Origin of the sequence: Bacillus sp. SW14, assembly GCF_047608225.1 — a bacterium.
GTDB lineage: Bacteria > Bacillota > Bacilli > Bacillales > Bacillaceae > Bacillus > Bacillus subtilis_G.
The window spans coordinates 2,158,544-2,178,061 of the sequence record NZ_JBLKRW010000001.1 but is presented as its reverse complement, the minus strand read 5'-3'; the positions used below and the strand labels follow the sequence as shown (position 1 = coordinate 2,178,061).

Annotated in this window: 17 protein-coding genes and 5 pseudogenes; 7 read left to right on the top strand and 15 right to left on the bottom strand. The window is 38.6% G+C overall.

The features are described 5' to 3' along the window. Positions 1-284 precede the first annotated feature (284 nt). Together ACMX2I_RS11620 and ACMX2I_RS11615 are read left to right on the top strand one after the other, a co-directional pair. The gene (locus tag ACMX2I_RS11620; protein ID WP_414957013.1) at positions 285-1,721 is read left to right on the top strand and encodes a flavin monoamine oxidase family protein; all 1,437 of its coding nucleotides are present in this window, start codon (positions 285-287) and stop codon (positions 1,719-1,721) included. Positions 1,722-2,518: 797 nt separating this feature from the next. Continuing rightward, the gene (locus ACMX2I_RS11615; RefSeq protein WP_414957012.1) at positions 2,519-4,939 is read left to right on the top strand and encodes a peptidase G2 autoproteolytic cleavage domain-containing protein; all 2,421 of its coding nucleotides are present in this window, start codon (positions 2,519-2,521) and stop codon (positions 4,937-4,939) included. A 735-nt stretch (positions 4,940-5,674) separates the two neighbouring features. Here ACMX2I_RS11615 and xynA read toward each other — a convergent pair. Then, entirely contained in the window at positions 5,675-6,316 is a 642-nt protein-coding gene (gene xynA / locus ACMX2I_RS11610) for an endo-1,4-beta-xylanase XynA (RefSeq protein ID WP_087993973.1), read from the bottom strand. Positions 6,317-6,620: 304 nt separating this feature from the next. Here xynA and ACMX2I_RS11605 point away from each other — a divergent pair. Together ACMX2I_RS11605 and ACMX2I_RS11600 are read left to right on the top strand one after the other, a co-directional pair. Then, positions 6,621-6,773, top strand: a pseudogene (locus tag ACMX2I_RS11605) (ATP-dependent DNA ligase); the annotation flags it as partial. A 21-nt stretch (positions 6,774-6,794) separates the two neighbouring features. Next, positions 6,795-6,989, top strand: a pseudogene (locus ACMX2I_RS11600) (ATP-dependent DNA ligase); the annotation flags it as partial. Positions 6,990-7,396: 407 nt separating this feature from the next. On the opposite strand, the gene ACMX2I_RS11595 reads toward ACMX2I_RS11600, so the two are convergent. Next, positions 7,397-7,759 (bottom strand): hypothetical protein, encoded by a 363-nt coding sequence (locus ACMX2I_RS11595; RefSeq protein ID WP_414957011.1) that lies wholly within the window; start codon positions 7,757-7,759, stop codon positions 7,397-7,399. Positions 7,760-7,909: 150 nt separating this feature from the next. On the opposite strand from ACMX2I_RS11595, the gene ACMX2I_RS11590 reads away from it, so the two are divergent. Continuing rightward, entirely contained in the window at positions 7,910-7,993 is an 84-nt protein-coding gene (locus ACMX2I_RS11590; RefSeq protein ID WP_414958327.1) for a putative holin-like toxin, read from the top strand. Positions 7,994-8,234: 241 nt separating this feature from the next. Here the strand turns inward: ACMX2I_RS11590 and ACMX2I_RS11585 are convergent, their stop codons facing one another. The 5 genes and pseudogenes from ACMX2I_RS11585 to ACMX2I_RS11565 form a co-directional block, all read right to left on the bottom strand. Further along, positions 8,235-9,683, bottom strand: coding sequence for a Cthe_2314 family HEPN domain-containing protein (locus ACMX2I_RS11585; protein WP_414957010.1), 1,449 nt, complete (start codon positions 9,681-9,683; stop codon positions 8,235-8,237). 122 nt (positions 9,684-9,805) lie between these two features. Then, positions 9,806-10,303 carry an SMI1/KNR4 family protein gene (locus ACMX2I_RS11580; RefSeq protein ID WP_414957009.1) on the bottom strand — a complete coding sequence of 166 codons (498 nt, stop codon included), beginning with the start codon at positions 10,301-10,303 and terminating at the stop codon, positions 9,806-9,808. An 8-nt stretch (positions 10,304-10,311) separates the two neighbouring features. Further along, positions 10,312-12,027, bottom strand: a pseudogene (locus ACMX2I_RS11575) (T7SS effector LXG polymorphic toxin). 98 nt (positions 12,028-12,125) lie between these two features. Then, positions 12,126-12,677, bottom strand: coding sequence for an SMI1/KNR4 family protein (locus tag ACMX2I_RS11570; protein ID WP_414957008.1), 552 nt, complete (start codon positions 12,675-12,677; stop codon positions 12,126-12,128). 36 nt (positions 12,678-12,713) lie between these two features. Continuing rightward, a complete protein-coding gene (locus ACMX2I_RS11565; protein ID WP_087993867.1) occupies positions 12,714-12,959 on the bottom strand; it encodes a hypothetical protein in 246 nt (81 codons plus the stop codon). An 88-nt stretch (positions 12,960-13,047) separates the two neighbouring features. Here ACMX2I_RS11565 and ACMX2I_RS11560 point away from each other — a divergent pair. Next, positions 13,048-13,146: pseudogene (locus ACMX2I_RS11560) on the top strand (hypothetical protein); the annotation flags it as partial. A gap of 447 nt (positions 13,147-13,593) precedes the next feature. Here ACMX2I_RS11560 and csaA read toward each other — a convergent pair. The 7 genes and pseudogenes from csaA to ACMX2I_RS11525 form a co-directional block, all read right to left on the bottom strand. Beyond that, positions 13,594-13,926 (bottom strand): chaperone CsaA, encoded by a 333-nt coding sequence (gene csaA / locus ACMX2I_RS11555; RefSeq protein ID WP_414957007.1) that lies wholly within the window; start codon positions 13,924-13,926, stop codon positions 13,594-13,596. A 64-nt stretch (positions 13,927-13,990) separates the two neighbouring features. Further along, the gene (locus ACMX2I_RS11550; protein ID WP_414957006.1) at positions 13,991-14,716 is read right to left on the bottom strand and encodes an AraC family transcriptional regulator; all 726 of its coding nucleotides are present in this window, start codon (positions 14,714-14,716) and stop codon (positions 13,991-13,993) included. Positions 14,717-14,783: 67 nt separating this feature from the next. Beyond that, positions 14,784-15,403, bottom strand: a pseudogene (locus tag ACMX2I_RS11545) (GNAT family N-acetyltransferase). A 119-nt stretch (positions 15,404-15,522) separates the two neighbouring features. Then, positions 15,523-16,098: a TetR/AcrR family transcriptional regulator gene (locus tag ACMX2I_RS11540; RefSeq protein ID WP_414957005.1), complete on the bottom strand. Its 576-nt coding sequence runs from the start codon at positions 16,096-16,098 to the stop codon at positions 15,523-15,525. Between the two features lie 5 nt (positions 16,099-16,103). Then, positions 16,104-16,805, bottom strand: coding sequence for an MBL fold metallo-hydrolase (locus tag ACMX2I_RS11535; protein ID WP_414957003.1), 702 nt, complete (start codon positions 16,803-16,805; stop codon positions 16,104-16,106). Between the two features lie 68 nt (positions 16,806-16,873). Then, positions 16,874-17,356 carry a GyrI-like domain-containing protein gene (locus ACMX2I_RS11530; protein WP_414957002.1) on the bottom strand — a complete coding sequence of 161 codons (483 nt, stop codon included), beginning with the start codon at positions 17,354-17,356 and terminating at the stop codon, positions 16,874-16,876. 53 nt (positions 17,357-17,409) lie between these two features. Further along, positions 17,410-18,348: a helix-turn-helix transcriptional regulator gene (locus ACMX2I_RS11525; RefSeq protein ID WP_414957001.1), complete on the bottom strand. Its 939-nt coding sequence runs from the start codon at positions 18,346-18,348 to the stop codon at positions 17,410-17,412. Positions 18,349-18,555: 207 nt separating this feature from the next. On the opposite strand from ACMX2I_RS11525, the gene csk22 reads away from it, so the two are divergent. After that, positions 18,556-19,101, top strand: coding sequence for a mother cell-specific sporulation protein Csk22 (csk22, locus tag ACMX2I_RS11520; protein ID WP_087993874.1), 546 nt, complete (start codon positions 18,556-18,558; stop codon positions 19,099-19,101). A gap of 25 nt (positions 19,102-19,126) precedes the next feature. Here the strand turns inward: csk22 and czrA are convergent, their stop codons facing one another. Further along, entirely contained in the window at positions 19,127-19,450 is a 324-nt protein-coding gene (gene czrA, locus ACMX2I_RS11515) for a Zn(II)-responsive metalloregulatory transcriptional repressor CzrA (RefSeq protein ID WP_414957000.1), read from the bottom strand. Positions 19,451-19,518: the final 68 nt, after the last annotated feature.

The window sequence follows — 19,518 nt, the reverse complement described above, 5'->3', positions numbered from 1 at the left end:
CATGGCTAAATAAATGAATTCCTCTACCTCTAGTTGTTTAATTGGATACTTCGCTTCGAAGTTTTGAAGTTCCTTAAGAGTTGCTTTGTTCATCTAAGTGACTTTTTGAGATATTTACAGTCTTATAACAAAATTAGTCAATATACATCTCCCCATTTTGTTCTTTTAATGAGAATAAATGTTCGTTTTGGCATTCCAATTCCAAAAGTTGTGAACAGAACGTGATAGGCGTCCTTTTCACTGAATATAATGCCATAAATTCAAAAAAGAGGTGCCTCCAAAAAGTGAATTCTCTAACGAATGATGACATGGTGAAGATCATTAGAAACGGACTTAGCGCATCACATCATCCAAAGCGTATTATTGTTGCGGGAGCTGGATTGGCCGGTCTTGTATCAGCATCTTTGCTGAAAAATGCCGGTCACAAAGTAACGATTCTTGAAGCGAGCGGCAGAGCAGGCGGCCGTGTCTGCACGTTGAGATCTCCCTTTAGTGATGGTTTGTACTTTAATGTTGGTCCGATGCGCATTCCGAATATCCATATGTTAACCTTAGAATATATAAAAAAATTCAGGCTGCCGACAAATGTATTTATCAACAAAAGCCAAATGGACATCATTTACACGAACGGAATTAAAACACGTCTCCATCTTTTTGAACGAAATCCTCAGATATTAAGATACCCCGTTGCACCAAACGAACAAGGGAAAACCGCGGAAGAGCTGATGCTTTCTGTATTGCAGCCTATTCTGCATTTTATTAATCAAAATCCAGAGAGAAATTGGCGGATTGTTGAAGAACAATACAAAAATGACTCGTTAAGCTCTTTTTTAAACACATATTTTTCATATGGCGCGATCGATATGATAGGAGTCCTTTTGGATATGGAAGCGTATATGGGTATGTCCCTTGTTGAAGTGTTACGGGAATCCATCTTTTTCACTTCACCAACTCACTTCTATGAAATAACAGGCGGAATGGATCGGCTTCCTCTCGCGTTTCTTCCTCAACTAAAAACAAATATTCTATACCATCAAAAAATGATGAAAATTTCTCAAGATGAGCACAGCGTTACGGTCCATTGTCAGCATCAACAAACAGCAGAACATGTAGCGTTCACAGCTGACCTTGCTATTGTAACCATTCCTTTTTCAACATTGCGATTTGTCAAAGTCGAACCATACCATTCCTTTTCCTACTATAAACGGCGGGCAATCCGCGAACTGAACTATATAAGCGCAACCAAAATCGGCATAGAGTTTAAAAGCCGATTTTGGGAAAAAGCCGGGCAGCGCGGCGGGAAATCTATTACTGATCTTCCGATTCGATTTTCGCATTATCCAAGCACTGGTATTGGAGCAAATAGACATGCTGTTGTTCTGGCGAGTTATACATGGGCAGACGAGGCACTGATGTGGGACAGTCTTTCAGAGAGAGAGCGTATTCAGTATACGTTACTGAATTTATCAGAGATATATGGCGATATTGTATGGTCTGAATTTGTGTCCGGCGCTTCTTTTAGCTGGAGTCAGAATCCTTATTCTGCGGGGGCCTTTACAGCTATGGAACCCGGACAAGAATTAGAACTGTACCCCTATATCCCTGTTCCTGAGGGAAGAATCCATTTCGCTGGCGAACATGCCTCACTCACTCATGCGTGGATGCAAGGCGCAATTGAGTCTGGAATCCGTGCCGCTTATGAAGTTAATCAATTATCTTAGATTCCGCTCACCTCGTGTGTTAAAGCCGATTGAAATAAAAAAAGAGATGATTCTAACAGTCAGCAGAAGATTTTGTTCGCCTTTGTTTTTAAGTGCGTTTTAAGTGAGATAAGTGGAACTAGAGTTAATTCATTATTGGTCTCATCATTTAATCATCTCTATATACGAATTGCGTTGCAGACCTTCGTTTTTTATCGCATCTAAAACAGAAAACGTATACTCTTCTCATGCTAAAACGAATAAAAGTTTCAAAAGAGTTCTGTCACACACTGGTTCTTTAAGTTTTTTATGGCCTGTCTACTTAAAGAGGTAAGACTACTTTAGGAAATTTTCATTTAATTAAGACCTCCTATCTTGCTTATAAAATAGGCTACCTGTTTTTATAAATCAACTCTTCCACCAAGTGTTTAGATTTCGGTGCGTTTCCTCTTTAAGTTCAATTGCTGCCTTGTCTAATACTTCAACTGTAGGAATAAGCTCTTTTTTATTCAATGCCAAAAAAGTCGTGAGATTCATATCTGCACTATGAAACATATGCATTGAAATTTGTAATATCATACTCGCTGTTTCAAGTGTATATTCATCGGACGCACCTTCTGCATTTCACTGGTACATTAAAAATTCTTACTGCTGCTTTATATACAATACTAGTGATCTCTTACTAATATTTCTTGAAAACCAGTATAAATCCAAAAGGAATTTTGTAACAAATAAAGAATTTGTAAAGATAAGCGCAAAAGAGATGCATGCCCCTTCCGAAAATTGCGCTTATACTAATAGAAAGAGGTATCTTTAGAATGGTTCATTTTAAAAATTGTCCTGATCCTTCTCTAAACGCCAATTCTCAGTCTCAACCCAAATTTTCATCCGAATTAGAACATATTAAGACAAGAATGCAAAACTTTATTAAGCATTCCGTTACAGATCAGAATATCGAAGTTACTGACGCGAGGGTGACAGCTGAAGGAGAGATCACCTCTCTTTTAAAAGAACGTCTTGACAAGGAATACTACAAACTTTTATCTAAGATCACCCGGGAAGTAAATGTGGCAGACTTCGGCGCTGTTCCAGACGGAAGAGACAATACGGAAGCTTTTCGAAAAGCAATTGGGAATGGTCGCGTCAAAGTGAATGTTCCCGCCGGAGAATATCTTGTTCAAGGGATCAAACTTCCATCCTGGACAACAATTGTGGGACAAGGTAAAGGAATTACTGTAATTAAATTGCATGAAGACACTCCAGCACATGAATGGGTGATTACAAATGATGATTATCAAAATGGGAATCGTAATATTTTCGTCCAAGGAATGTCGTTAGACTGGAATCCAAGTAGACAATGCGGCGTGAGAAATCCGGGGGGACAGTTCTCGAGTTGTTTAACTTTTGCTAAAGTTGAATATGGTTGGATCAAAGATGTGGAAGCTATTAACGCAGGACTTCATGGTATTGATATTACATCGCCAACGTATGATCATTTGCCTGATACCGATTGGACAAAAGACGGGTCAAGATATATTTGGATCGATAACTGTGTGACATACGGTTCAGGAGATGACGGCATTACCACCCATTACAGCGAATACATCTTTATTTCAAACTGCCATTCAGGAAATCCGCGAGGAACTGAGTTTGCAGAAGGTGTTTCAAACTCCAACGGAATAGAAATCGACGACGGCTCTAGGCATGTGTGGCTTTTGAATAACTTTACAAGCGGAAACATTCGCGGAGTAGAAGTAAAAGCTCATGAACTCTGGCCGGCCTCTCAAAATGTCCATATTATAGGACATGTTTCTTATCGAGATGTGCGCGCATTTGATCTTCGGCATATTGGTCACCATCAAATCACAGATCCTGAAAGCACAACAGCATACGATGTCACACTCATTGATTGTTCAGCAATTGAACCAGTTTTCAACTCGCTTTATGATGCTGTTACGCCAAGAGCTCTGGTTATTTCGGCATATAAAAACATTAATGTAAGCGGGTTCACAGCAGTTGGTGATCCTGACTATGACTATAAAGGTTATCCTGTCATAGCTTTGCAATATCGCAGTCAAAATATCACCATTAATGGTATAAAAATTCGAGGATTTAAGAAAGCTGGCGTTGATATTAATTTATCAGGTGGAACAAATAAAACTGATTATGTTAAAATTTCAAACTTCGATATATATCATTCTGCTCCCAAAGGAATTTCTATCGGTGGCGGTCTCTATAATGTGAATATACTAAATGGAACGATGATTACTGATAATGGGACCGTTGGTATCCAGTCGCCTAATAATCAGGCCACAATTCTCGGTGTACAATCAGAAGGTTATAGTGTGGCTGCCTCCATCAAAGGTCAAACGTACCAACAGGTTCCAATCAATTTAAAAGGAGGCGTACAGCTTGCAACCACCTCTGGCTTTGCCTTTAACCAAACAAGCGCAGTTATCGCGGGTACCGGTGACATTACAGCCCGAGGAGAAAGGAATGCTGTCATCAGCGCTTCAGGAGGTTCCAGCACAGAAGGGTCTCGTGCTTTAATTGCATCTTCAAACAATGCACATATTAAAGGAAACAATGTGTCAAGAACAATACTATCTTCTGAAAGTATTATACTGGAAGAACCATATACCGTGGCAGGAGGTCACCGATCAATAAAATGGCTTCTTGACTCTATTGGGGGAAACGGGACATTTGCCGGTGCGATTAGTTCGTCTTTAGGTGGATATGGAGAGTATTTTGAGAGTTCAACTGGACAGTTAATCCATACAGGCACAATCGTGACTTTAAGAGGTGAAAAGATAGCGCCTGCTTATGCGGGAGATTATATGCTTGGCGTTATTTCAGAAACTGCAGCATTCATTTCAGGAACATCCAGTTTTGCCTGGCAGGGCCGCTATTTGACAAATGAGTTTGGCGGATTCATTTACGAGATTATGACTGATAAAGAAACCGGTGAACTCATACGTGTGCCTAAACAAAATCCAGATTACGACACTGCGCTGGAGACAGATTATCATTCACGGGCAGCAAGAGACGAATGGCATGTAGTAGGATTGGTAGGCCAGCATTATGTGCGTATTGACGAAACTGTCGGTCAAGGAGATTATCTTACGGCACATAATGGGATAGGAACAAAAGCATCAGAAGGCAGCTGGAAAGTAGTGAAAATAACCTCTGCCTACTCATTGGAAAAAGGATATGGTATTGCTCTGACCGTCATCAAATAGTGAGCACTGGGACCAACTCAATCTACGTTTGGCTAAAGATTAAATCTATATCAAGGCGTTTTTTCTTCCCAGTATGTTAATATCAAGTTTATTCAAGTTATATTCTTAACCTGATTTCGTTCGTTTTCTATATCGTAGACTGTTATAATCAACTTTAATATTATGAGTCAAAAAGTTTAGATAACTTCTCTTTAGAAATATTATTGAAATTTAGTGCAAATACCTTTATAAAAGTATTATTTAATAAATTAATGATAAAACTGAAATTTCAGATTCTCGATAAAATCTTCTGTTGTCAAAAAAAGTAAATATCGCAATGACAAAGTAACCCTTGCATTCCTTCACCTGCCATGCTATTTCATATAGCGATGAGCTGAATTGTGTAAGCCGATGTACATGCCCTTTGCGGCGCACACGAATGTGGCGTGTCAAAAGAGGTACTACAAAGCTTTACACAGCGAAGTTCATCGCTTTTTTTATTTGGTCAGGTCACAGGTGAGGTCACGCATTTAACAATAAATCCATCTTATCTGCTGCTTCTAATTGCATTGATTGAAGTGCGTGACTATATATTCCAATGTTTGTTTAATAATTATTTACCATATCCGAGGCATATATTGGGATTCCAACTAAAAGACCGTCGATTATTAGTAACTCACAATAATAACAATGATTATAAAAATTCTTAAGGAACGATCAGCAGCCCGTTAGCTACCCCTGATTAAAGATGATCTGTTACCACACTGTTACGTTAGAACTTCCACTACTTTGATATCCCTCTGTCGCTAAGACTTGGTAAGACCAATTACTACCCAGATTCATTCCATGACTCTTCCATGCGTTAACATGATTGCTGAAAGTGATTGTAGCGTTGCTTCCAGTAGGTCTCTTCGACTGGCGAACACTCCAATACTGTGTAAAAGTAGTGTTTTCGCCATCAATGGAAGGAGCATTATAACGTGTCGTTGTATATATGTCATATACACCCCCATCACTGTATACCGTACCTTTATACGTTCCAGTAGGTCTATAAGTACCCCATGAATCCACTACATAATATTCTATGAGAGGTGATCGCGTCCAACCATATAAAGTCAAATATCCATTGCCTTTCGGCGCCCAAACGCCAGCGTTATAGTTTATTGTCCTAAATGGAGAACCTGTAGTCCAACCTTTACCAACAACAAAATTACCGGTATTAGACCAATTCACACTGTAATTTCCGCCAGACCCATTGACAGCGTTTACTATTCCGCCCCCATCCGTCCAATTTTGCCAGTAGTCTGTGCTAGCTGCGGAGGCGGTTGCCGAAAACAAGCTTATACTCATTAAAGCTGCCGTTAATCCAACTAAGAAATTCTTTTTAAACTTAAACATATGTTACCTCCTATAATATTTTTTCTGACTTTGACATGAGGTAGCACTCGTATATATTTAAAACATTCTTAATTACTAACGCCAAAGCTTTTGATCGTTCCCTTCAATATAATACCATGAATTCACGAGTGAATATTATGACTATTTGTAATTTAATTACAAAGGACTAAAATTACATTATAGGTAGTCTTGTTCCACCATAGCCTTATCATTTTTCGTACAATCGCAATTCTTGTTTCTAATCTGATGGAATAATATTTGTAATTAATCCCCATTCGAACCATTTATCACAAAGAAAATACACATTAGAGATTGTGAAGTCATTGTAGCTTCTCCAGATGGTGCTCCTGACTTTGAAGCTGTAGTGGAACGTTTTATGTCCAAAAAATCAGCCCATAAGATTGTTTACTCTGTCTTCGATGTTATCTTCAAAGACGGTCAGTTAATTGCCTCTAAGTCGTTCATTTGCCTTGGCCAAAGAATAAACTTAGAGGCAATCGTACTCAATAAAGCTGACTCCCCTTATGAGATTAATAAGCTGAAAGTGATCAATTATGATTATACTGAAGTTCTCATAACCGGCTACAATGAAGCTGCAGCTGGGTTTATGTAATTCATTCCACATGCAGAACGAAGTAAGTTCCACGCTATGAAACAAGTAAAGTCTGAGACTCTATAGTGGAATTAGGTTAATTCATTACAAGATAATATTAAAATAATTTAAGGGAGTTCATGAGATTGTTAACACGTACTCCTTTTACAATACTTACTATAATCAAAAAGCACGCACTACCTTCTGTCCCGTTCAAGCTAGCTGTGAAGGTATTCCAACATTGGTTAATGTCAATTGTAAATACCAATTTAATAATCACAATCCTCTCAGAGATTTTTATAATTGTAGCATTTTTCCATTTTTTACACATGTTAAATATCGACAATCACTCAAATGATTTAATAATTGAATGGCTCTGTTAAATTTTAATGTTGATAAATACACAAAAATAAAAGGAAACCATAGTAAATAGGGTTTCCTTCAATCTTGTTTATGTAACGCGCCCGATTCTGGAACAATTAACTGTCTTATATAAGACGGTTGTCTAAAGATTCGATTGCCAGTTTTAGTGCAGTTAAGCGACGCTCATTTAATGTTTTTTGAGAACTGCCTTCTTTTGCTTTTGCTATTTGTTTTTCAATAGATGGAATGATATCTTGTAGAACTTCTTTAGAAGTCAATATGATTTCTTGCTCATAGCAAAAATCTTCACCATTCCAAGTACCTTTTAGGCTTTCTAAACCAATTTTTACTGCGCTTAGTCTCTTTTTGACAAGGGTTGTGTTTGAACCTTTTTCTGTCGTGCTTTTATAAGCATTTGAAAGTTTAATAAAAGTTGACCCCAAGGATTCAATAGACAAATCTTGGATTTCTTGGCTGACAGTCTTCATATTCAACCCTCACTTTTCGTTTTGCTCGTTGTCGATATACTGTGAATTTTTAACGACAAGGGGATTTATGTATAGTATAATATTTCCTGTACATAAAGTTTGCTCACTCAAGGGAGTCTTGCTCATCCCCTAATGAAAGGGGGTGACGCTATGTCAACATTCCAGGCATTAATGCTAATGCTTGCATTCGGGTCATTTATAATTGCCATGTTGACGTATATAAATAAAAAATAGACCTCCCTTGAGACTGGAATCCTGAAGGGTTAGGTCTACCTAGAACAACACCGAGCAAGCCCTTTGATGGGCAGCTTTTTGTACATGCCGGGGTGTTGGCGCACCTCGGTCTTTTTTATTTTATGCACTTTAATTAAACAAATGCATTTTTTATACGCTAAAACGTATAATCTTCATCCTAATTATAACCAGATGACAATGTTATTTGCAATAGAATTGCTTTATGGATAAAACCATTATTTTATTTAGTGTTCAAGTTATAGTTGCTCATAAGCGCTGCAATATGAGGATTAATGGTAGTAGTCACTGTATATATTAATTCATCAAACTGTTTATAAAGATCCTTATCAAGAAATTCTTTAATTACGACAGGGAAAAAATCACAAACCATAAACTCAATTAACGCTAACAAGTTTTTATTATTTAGATATAAACAAATTAAAAAATAATCGTCAAATACAACAGTCCCTTCAGTTTGTTTGAAACTAAAATCGGCTCCGTGCATAAACTGCTGTCTTAAGAAATCCAATGATTCAAACGGGGGGGAACTAATAATTTGACTTAACTTATCTGTTAGTAACTCGTCAAATCGACCTTCTTCATTCTTTATCAAAAGTTCAGCAACATTTTTAAAATAAGTTTTGCTCCCATGTAAAGAATAAGTTTTAGTAAAAAACAAGCCTAACTTATCATGAACAGAATATGTTCTTGTTAAACATAAATTCATAAAATATTGGTAATCATCTAAATTGATCATCTCCAATATTTCAATAGGCAAGTAATCTTCTACATTTTTCACCCTGTATAATAAAAAGAAATAAGAAAAAGCACGGAATACTTCATGAAACCTAAACACAATATCGCTAAGTATGTTTAATAGAGGTTTAATTTGATTTTTTTGTTTCATAAAAGGTAATAAATAATCATAGTAATTACTTATTACATTAACGAAGCCCTCATGCGCTTTATTATTATAAATAATATAATCAAAAATTCCCTGTTCTTGAACTGAAGGTAACTCAACAACTGGGAATTCTTTTATTCTGTATTTGTCAATATCAATATTAGATATGTTTATCTCTGTATTAAGAATTTCGTAATAAAACGCCTCTAATATTTCAAAAATCTTATCTTCAATAACCGAAAAATTTAAAGTATCAAACAAGGACACGTTACCATACTCAGGATTCAATCCATGGTCTATATTTTTTCTAAATTTCATGAGTAAATTATAATTATGGTTCCCCAATAAATCATTTATAAGTCTGTATACTTTATGAGTTCTATATTCCGCCACCTTTTTGGCCTCTTTTTGAATTCTCTCGAAATTGGCGGAGATATAATTATCTGGTTTAGTGAATCTAAATTTTACAAGTGTAGCAATATTGTTTATAGCTACTGACAAATAATAAACTCTGTTAAAGTTAAAGAAACTTGGAGAAAAGAACAAATTTATCCATGGATCATTATTAAATTTCAAACGTTTACTTTTATATTCTCCACATAAAACAGCATACTTTAAATGAGAAAATCCAAGTTTTATAAAATGCTGCATAAAACCGTTATATATAAGTTTGAAGTATTCGTCTTCATGCGCTTTGTTTTTATAAATCTCTAAGGTGCGCTTATATTCTCTATCATCTAGTTCATCTAAATCTTGTAATAAAGAATCTATTTTGTGTTTCTCCATTTATGTAAGGTCTCCATTTCTATAATTTTAACCGATTATTGTTTCTGCAAAATAATAACAGAGTATCCACCATATTGCGCCTCTTTATCAATTTAACACTTGCAATACTTTTGTTTAATAGATTATTCAATTTCAACACCATCATATGCATCGCCTAATGATATAAAATCATCCCTTAACCAATACCAATGCCGCCCCTTATTATCAAGCAACCGTTGAATTAAATCAGTAAACGAGGTGGCTATTACCTGTGTTTCACCAACAATTCCATGCCGATCAAAAAAGCTGTCGTAACATTTACCTTTACGATCGTCGTTTAAATCAATTGTCAGATATTCTCCTTTTCCATCTGTACAAACAATATACCACTCGGATGAAATATCTTCTTCACAAAGTTCCCCGACAATAACGGGATTAGCCAATTTAAACTCATCTGGACTTACTATGTATATTGGGTAATCCGCATTTTCAAATAAAACTGCTCCGCCGCATTGCTCATAAAACTCGCTAACATCTCTTGGTAGTTGATGCTTCTCGTCTATTACCGGGAGACCCTCAGCTTCAAACAGCCGACAGTCTGATGTAGAAGCAATCTTCTTGATTAACATATCAGTGCTCATGTCCACACCTACTTTCTAAAGTTGTATTGATTAAATGCGCTATAATATTGCTGTCTCGCTTCTTTAGGAACATTAGCAGCATCGAACATCTTCTCAGTAAGTTCTTGTATTTATCTGGGTGATACTTCTTTCCAATTTACTTTACCGCCAACTTTTTTCCCTGTTTTTTCGTACAACCATTCTCTATAAACTTTCTTGGTAGCATTGTGTTGCTCCTTAGTTAAAGCTACTGTTGGCGTATTACTACCTCTACTCACATAATTCGGAACATTATGTTTAGCCCATACATCCATTACACCATGATGATTCTCTAAAGGACTGTTACTTGGTCTATAATCAACGACATCGAAAGGTTTTACTTCTTTATCTGATCCTTTAGCAAAACTCATTAGTTGATTTTTTAAGTTTTCTCCATCCACTACATTGTATGGCACGTCCCCTGCCATAGCAAGATTGTACTTAGGGTTATAAGGCAGCAAATCTGGTATCTTAACGTCCTTGATTTTTTTCCCTGCTTGACTTGCTTTATTTATTACCTTACCCGCCGCATCTGCTTTGTTAATAGCTCCTGCACCTTTGGTTCCAACAACAGCTACAGCCACTGAACCAACAGCATACGTCACCCATCTGGATCTAGAATAGGCATCTCCATTCACCATATCTTTTTGATACGATTCTTCTATTGCTGCTGAAATGGCATCATATGTTTTGACTGGATGAATAACTGCATTGCCCAGTGCTGACAATGTTTCTCCTGGATCGGTGATGAAGTCCCATATGCCGGTTACAGTGTCTTTACCAACATCATATAAACCTACTCCTACACCTTTTACGATATCCCAGGTGATTTCTCCTGCCCCTTCTAGCTGCTTTGCTTGTTCGATTTGCACCGCAAGCTGAACTTGAGCTGGCTCAAGATTCTCGTAGCCTACTTTCTTAGCGATCTCTAAATACTCATCAGGATCAGACACACCATCATTAAGTTTTTTCTTTAATTCTTTGATTTCTCGTTCTTTTGCTTCTTCTTTTTTCACGCTTAAATAAGATTCAGAATGCTTCTCAATATCGCCTTTTTTCTTATGTATGTCACTTTCTCTGTACGCTTTGGCGTTATAGTGAATCGGAGTGGCATTTTTCCCCTTCCCTGTTGATTCCTGCAACTTTTTAAAATCTTGCTGAATGAATTGTTCATTAGGCTCAGTCTCTGCGTACTCTGTTTTTAAATCCTCATCAATCTTGTTAAGCTTATCGATTGTTTTTTCACGTTTGTCATCTGCAGAAGAAAGTTTGTCTTTGAAGTCTTCTGTTGAGAATATATCAAGTGGAAGAATATCATTGATGTCGTTTAAGATGTCTTTCATCGCTTTCTTCTGTTCAGACATAATATATTTTGATTTTGTATATGCATTTACAAGTTCATGCTCTAGAAAAGATTCTTCTATGTAAGCATCTGACAACTTTGCTTCTTCAAGTTTTCCAGAAACGCTGCTTAAAAAAGCAATTTTCATATCAATTAAATCAATCCATTGGTCTGTAACACCAACATGATCATGATAAAATGCTTTAATGTTGTTAGCACCCTTACCTGAAAACTCGCTGTCATCTAAGTCAGCTACGGACTTAAACGCTTTTTTGAGCTTCACCATTTGTGACCTTAGTTCCTTGTACTCTTTGGTTCTTTTATCCGCTTCAGAGAGTAATGAATCAGCTTCAAATACCTTCATTTCATTCTCCTTTCATGCTTACTCTATGTAAATTTTACCACAATAATCTATTTGAATAACAGAAAAAGACAGCCAAAATGACTGTCTTATACATCACACTATCTTGTTCTATAATAATTTTCTGCGGTATAGTAGCGCCATTCCCAAAAAGTTGCCCCATTGGATTCTATATACCGATCTAGAAATATCTCAAAATTTAAATTTAATGTATATTCCCCTATTTCTAATATAAAAAGATAGTTGGGATCCCCTTTATCCAATTTATCTTTGTCGATCATCAAATGGCACCCTTCTAATAAGTGACCAATTGGAATACCATTGATTCCTTCAAACAAATCCTCATATTTTAATTCTTCTTCAATCTCTTTAAGGCTAAATAAATAAAGTCCTCCACCTATATTCTCCCCATCAGAAAGAATTTCAAAAATTTTCGCACCGTTATGTAGTGTCAAGAACTTCTGATAATCCTCTGGAAGGGTAAGCTGGTGTTTAGCCTCAAAGCTTTGAATGTCATTCAGGGTTGCTTTGTCCGGTGAAAAAGTAACAAGGAACTCCATGATATCACCTTCTGAACAAAACAATTTAATGGCTCCTTTTTCATCTAAGAGACTTTTCAAACCATTTACAGTCTTATGAATAAAGTTAGTCAAATAAATCACCTCATTTGATAATGAAACTTAAATACTTTAAGCATTAATGATTTTACTCATAATAGAAGCAGCATTAGTGGTACACAAAATGTAAGTGTTATTTACTGTTTTAATTACTACCCTATCCGTAGAGCCATAAGGAAACCCAATCCTGACTGCGCTTTTCTCCTCTCCCCCATAGTTTGGGTCAACGTTAATTTCTTTGATTGGAATTTCAATTTTGGATAGCTGCCAATTGATAATTAAGTTTTCATTTGTTTTTTCAACGTTGATTCCCAGCATAAAACATTCCCCTTTTGACTATGAATTCAGTAAAATTTTAACATACGCCAGAAAGTCTTAAAGAGAAATGCAATGATATTAAGGAAAAATTAAATTCACAATAACCGCATTCACTTTGAGCCTATCGTTGGCAGCTTGTAGCACAAATGATGCTGAAAAAGTACGCACAGAAAAAGAAATTCAACAAGTCTGGAGAAATTTCCATTCAAGCTGTGCCACCATCAACAAAATAAAAGGTTGTAGATCGTTTTAGAGGGAACCCTAAGAACATAGACACAGCAGCTGAATTATAGCAAGAATTTCTATAGGTTTACCTAGTCTTAAATACTCCTGGGCTGGTATATTCGCTCAAGCTGTTTTTGGAACATCCTATCACAAAAAACCAACTCGTTATTACTCAATACTAATATGAATATGTACATCTACAATGACAGTAAATATAGCAAAATAAGATACGAATAAAAAATTACAAAGTAACCCTTGCATTCCTTCACCCGCTATGCTATATTCATATAGCGATGAGCTGAATTGTGTAAGCCGATGTACATGCCCTTTGCGGCGCACACGAATGTGGCGTGTGGTGCATCGCCTCAATACGCAAAGACGTTTGCCTTAGGCAAACGTCTTTTTTATGTTATCCGATTTTTGTGCCGTTTGGGACAGGCTGATCCGGCTTCAGCAGGACGACGTCACTCTGGCCGGGAATCCCGCCAAGGACCAGCACTTCCGATTTAAATCCGGCAATCCGGCGCGGCGGAAAGTTGATGACTCCTATGATTTGCTTGTTGATGAGATCTTCCGGGTGGTAACGCTTCGTAATTTGCGCACTCGATTGTTTCATGCCGATGTCTGCTCCAAAATCAATCACAAGCTTAATCGCCGGGACTCTTGCTTCAGGAAATTCTTCCGCTTTTACAATAGTGCCTGTTCTGATATCCAATTTCTCAAAGTCCTCAATGACTGCCATATCAATAACTCCTTTTTCTCCTATTATAAAAGAGCTTTCTAAGGCTCGTTTAACCATAGAGCCATCATTTTTTATCCAAATATAAGGTGCATCGATACAGCCGGGGCGGCATGCCTGTACTTTTTGTAAACCACCTTGTGAATGAAGAGAGATTTTGAAAGCCCAGCGCTTCGCTCACGACAGTAAGGGTTTCCTTTTTCTCCATCAGCATTCGTTTCGCTTCATCGAGACGAAGATTGGCAATATAGGTCTGCGGAGACTTCCCCGTCTGCTTCTTGAACCAGCTTGAATAGTAGGCTGGGTGGTAATGCTCGATTTCTGCCAGCTTTTTAATCGTCAGCCGCTCAGATAAATGGCTGTGAATGTAGGCAATTGAGGCGTATGTATAGGATTGCAGCTTTTCTTTTATGTATTGAACAAGCATATGCAGTGAGTTCGCGGTGCCGGCCTTTTCTTCCTCAGTCAGCAAGTACCTGATCGAAGACCAGAATGGATCGAGCGCAGCTTCAATTCCCGATCCTGCACGATACTCGTTAATTTTCAACGTATGAAGCGGAACATCCAGTACAAGACATTCATTTCTGCCGATTGACCGGAAACGATGCTCGCACTCAGGCGGAATATATAAAAAATGATCCGGCTTTAATTTCACCTCGCGTCCCTCTGTCTCAAGATCAATACACCCTTCAAGCGGAAAAAGAAATTGACTGTATTTATGCTGATGTGAATGATAAAGGCGTGTATATGTCCGTTTTTCGCAAATTATGTCTTGAAGCAAGTCCATCAGCAATCCCCTCCTTTGATCATCTTTTGATCCGGTAATGGTGTTCTGATATATGAAAAAATCCGATTTTTTCCTATAAAGAAACTGCCGCCAGATTTTCTTTCAGCACTTGCAAATAGATGTGCTTCGCTCCGTTATTGATTGCCCATTCAGTCAATGCCCTGATCACTTGAATTCATGCCCCTTTTCCTCTTTGCTCCTTGGCTATAACGATGTTACTGAGTCCCCCGTAGCCATCAATAACAGAAGCCGTTCCAAGCGCTGTCAGGTTCCCTTGGTCATACATCGTGAAAAAGGTTTTACACCGCGACATGCGCGAAAATATGTGTGTAGCCTTGATGCCGCTCCGGCGAAAATCCTTCTAATTAAATAAATGTATCAAGCCAAACGGGCGACGGCTCCTGTTCCCACTTGTAGGTAAATCGGCTGTTTTCATCTGTATGGCTCATGATGTCTAGGCACAATGCTGTCATTTGAAAGCACTCGTCTGCCTTTTCATACCCGCTGTCTGCAAGCCCTTTCGGAGATGCATGGCTGATTTGAAAACAAACGGGCAAGCCTAAGCATTTATAAAAATGCTCGGCTGCTTGCCGGAAATCTCCTTCAGGCATTTCCCTGATGTCCACACGCTGTTCGCCCTTTTGGCACGCCAAAGTTCGCTCTGAGGAGCCATTGTCCCATGCTTTTCTGAATTTAAGCCCACCATGATACTGCCGCTAACTGCTCAATTTTGTGAATGTCCTGTCTCTCCCCTATGTATACTCCCATGATATTATACAATATTCAGAAATATAAGACATCTATTAAATAGTTTACATAACATTTTTATTGTTCATTAATAATCCTGACAAAAACGTCCGAATTGAAAATGACAAGCTTTCTGAAATATCCTCTTCACGTTCAAATGCTTCTTTTGCGATCAAAGCCGTAAAGCCATGCAACAGGCTTCTTAACCCCCTTGTCGCGTGAATCGCAGTCTTTTCGTTTGCATAGCCGTTTTCAATGAGCAGCTTCGAGACAAGCTGGACAATATGATCTGAGACAATTTCCATCCTTTTGTCCTGAACCTTGAGCAAAGCTGCTTCATAATATCCGGGATTTTCAACTGCAAAATCCACATATGCATGAGCTAAAGAAAGCATAGCGGAATCACCCTTTTGTTCTATTATGGAGTCTGCCATATGATCTAAAAGCTTTGTCAGCCCGCTGACAGCGAGCTCTGTTCTGATCGCTTGTAGCCCGTTGATATGATTATACAGCGACGGAGGGCGTACATTCATTTTTTTAGACAATGCGGCAAGTGTGACACTATTCAAGCCCTCTTGATCGGCAATCTCCGCTGCGGCGTCTACAATCATTTTTTGGCTCAATCCAATTCTCGGTGACATGTTCATCATCCTTTCTTTGCTTTTTGGATCGCCTGGCGCATCCGTTCTGCGGGTGACCTAAGGAAATTCCCATGTCCGACAGCGAGACAGGAAGGCGACTTGTCGGCGAGCAATTGTGCGCTTTTGATGGCTTCCTCCTTATTCCATGTGGCGAAAGCGGGAAAAGGAAACGCCCATTTCATCTGACCTGATACAGCGATTCCTCCGCGCAATTGGAACGCATCTCCAGCTATGATAGTGCCGTTTCTCGTATCAAGAAATGACATGCTGCCCGGTGTATGCCCCGGTGTAGGAATAGCGAGCAGTGAACCTATTGTTTCACCGCCTGTCAGCAGATGGTGAGGCTTTGTTTGCACGTGTTTCGGAATACCTCCTTTTATAGGTGTCTGCGGCTCATCATGACGCAGCGATGTGTCGCCTTGCATCAGGAAAGAATCCCGTTCTGAGATCATCACCTTTGCGTGAGGAAATGCTTGTGTCAATGCATCCAGTGATCCGACATGATCACCATGGGCATGGGTCAGTAAAATATGCTGAAGCGGTTTTCCCAGCTGATTTACAGCTTGAATGATTCCTTTATAGCTGCCCAGCAGTGCGGCATCAATCAGGGTGACTTCGTTTTCTTCCTCTACTAAATAGCAATTGACCGGAAATAATCTCGGAAAAAAAGTCAGCTGCCAAACCGTTTGGTACTGAGTAACTCTCATCTTTTCATTAATAAAACTAATGGTGTTAGTTTTATTATTAACTAACACCATTAGTTTATCAAGAGTTATTATTTATTTATGGCTACATAAATATTAACCTGCGCCCGGTGAGGTACTGCTGCACTTTGATCATACACCTCAAAGTCACCTGTAAATGTACGCAGATAACGCTTATCCCAAGCCCAAATCTCCTTCCACGTTTCAAGCACAACCTCTTCAATAGGGCCGATTCTGGAAGTGAATACAGCATAAGCGGAAGCCGGCAGATCAATGTTTTCATAGGGTTCTGGAAGAGTGCGGCTGTCCTCCTGAAACGTTCCGACTGAAAACGTGTAAAACCCATTCGTCTCCTGCTCGTAATTGGAATATAAGGCGATAATGCTTTGATCTTTTTCAGCCTGTGAGAAAAGAATGCTCATATCCTGCTGCCAGAATTGATCCCACAGTGCCGGGATCCGCCTTTCTTCCGTCATTTCCAATGCGTTGCTTGTCCGCCGTGAAAGTCCGGCAAACCGTTTCTGTTTTAAGTGTGTCATATGTGAAAAACTCATACGATCCCTCCTTTTTACTTAGATTATAAAAAAAGAAACCTGACAGCAGTATGTCAGGTTTCATATACTTTTTGCATCTGGTGAATGGTATCTTTTATTTTATCCCGTATATGAAGAGGTTCCAGAATCTCAATATCCTTTCCAAACTGCAGCAAAAAACCGATCAGCCATTGATCTTCAGGAAGAGAAATCACGGCCCTGCAGTTCTCAACTTCATCACAATGAAGAACATCATATCCGAACCATTCACGTATGCGCTGACGTGCTGCCGGCTGAACAAGAATGACCAGTTCAGTTAAACGGTCCTTTTGGTACCAGTTCTTATCCCACGGCAAAGTCTCCAGCTGAATATCTTTTCTGATAAAGGACTGATGTGAGATGGTCAGATCTTTCATTCGGTTCAGTTTAAAAAAGCGAAAATCGTTTCTAACTAGACAATAGGCATATAAATACCAGTGCCCCGCCTTGCAAACCAAAGTGTAAGGTTCCGTTTCACGAAGAAGTGTTTCTCCGCTTGCGTTTGTATATGTAAATGATACCGTCGACAATCGATCAATGGCGGCACTGATTTTCTCACGAAGCGCCTTTTGATCCTCAGTTCGGCCCCAAGCCGTCATGTCAATAAACCATTTTTCTGTTTGGTGCTTAAATGCTTCAGCAGATTGCTCCGGTATGAGGTGCTTGATTTTTTGATAAGCTGTGCTGTGAGAAACAGGTTCGTACATAGATGAGACACTCTGCAAAGCAGAAGCAATCGCAAATAGTTCCTCCTCTTTCAGCCACTCTCTCTCAAGCCGATACGTTTCCATAATGCCAATTCCGCCCCCGGAGCCCTGTGAGGTCACAATCGGAATACCAGCCCTATTGATCGTATCAATATCACGGTAAATTGTTCTGACGGATACTTCAAACATCTCAGCAAGTTCAGCGGCCTGCACTTGTTTTTTGCTGATTAATAACACAACAATTGCTAACAAACGTTCCAGTTTCATTTTGTGCACCTTTTCTTCTATTGTTTTCCAGAGAAATTAATCATAACATTTTTATAACGCTTGGGCATATCTATTATGCGGCCCAAAGAACCTCCGCATATGTTATGAAAACAGGGGTTTCCCCTTCTTTTTTGTGTTCAGTATTGTTTTCAGCTACTATTTTGAACTGGATAAGCATACACTTCTCAACGGAGGGGATTTCACATCATGCATCTTACACTTCAGAGCATTTATCCTGCCATGATTATTATCTTTTTTCTGTATAAAAAAATTAAAAGGTCTATTGGATATCAGCCGCTGAAGCCTCGCTGGCTGTTTACCCGTATGATTCTTTTCTCACTGTTTGCTTTTGGTCTTTCGATCTTCAGCGTCATTCACCCTTTTTTATATGGATATCTCATTTTCGGCATTCTTGGCGGCTGGCTCCTTGTCTTTTTCGCCAAGAAAAATATCTCCTTTGAAAAACGCAGAGGAAAAATCTATTTTCGCACTCATATTTGGGTAGAAATGATTCTTTTAACCTTATTTCTATCAAGATTTCTTTATCGAGTGACAGAGCTCTATCTTACCTCGCCTGATCTAAACAGCCTTGAATCGTACAGTCAGTCAATCGGAACAGATCCTCTGACAATTGGCGTCTTTTTTCTGATAGCTGTTTATTATATCGGGTTTTCCTCTTTTGTCATTAAGCTCAGCAGAAATGAACTCGATCAGAACAGACGCAATAAAGAAAAAGACATCCTTGCCCGCTAGCAGCGATTAAGCAAGGATATCTTTTTTAATCATGTTGTGTATGATGGATCATTTGCTGAAGAACATCTAAAACGTGTTCATCCTCCGGAGAGTAGTAAATGGATGTTCCTTCTCTGCGCGATTTGACAAGCCGGAGATTTTTTAAGAATCTGAGCTGGTGGGAGACAGTAGATTGCAGTAAATTCAGCTTTTCCGCAATTCCGTTTACAGCATGTTCACCCTGGGATAATAAATGGAGAATCCTGATTCTGGTAGGATCAGAAAGCGCTTTGAATGTTTGTGCGACTAGAAACAGCGTTTCCTCGTCCAGATCAGCAGCTGCCCGGTCCGTTTCTCTAAATTCAGTCATGTGTATCACCTTTCTTTATTCATAGTTTTATCTTATAACAAATGTGCTTGGGTGCAAACCAGTCCACT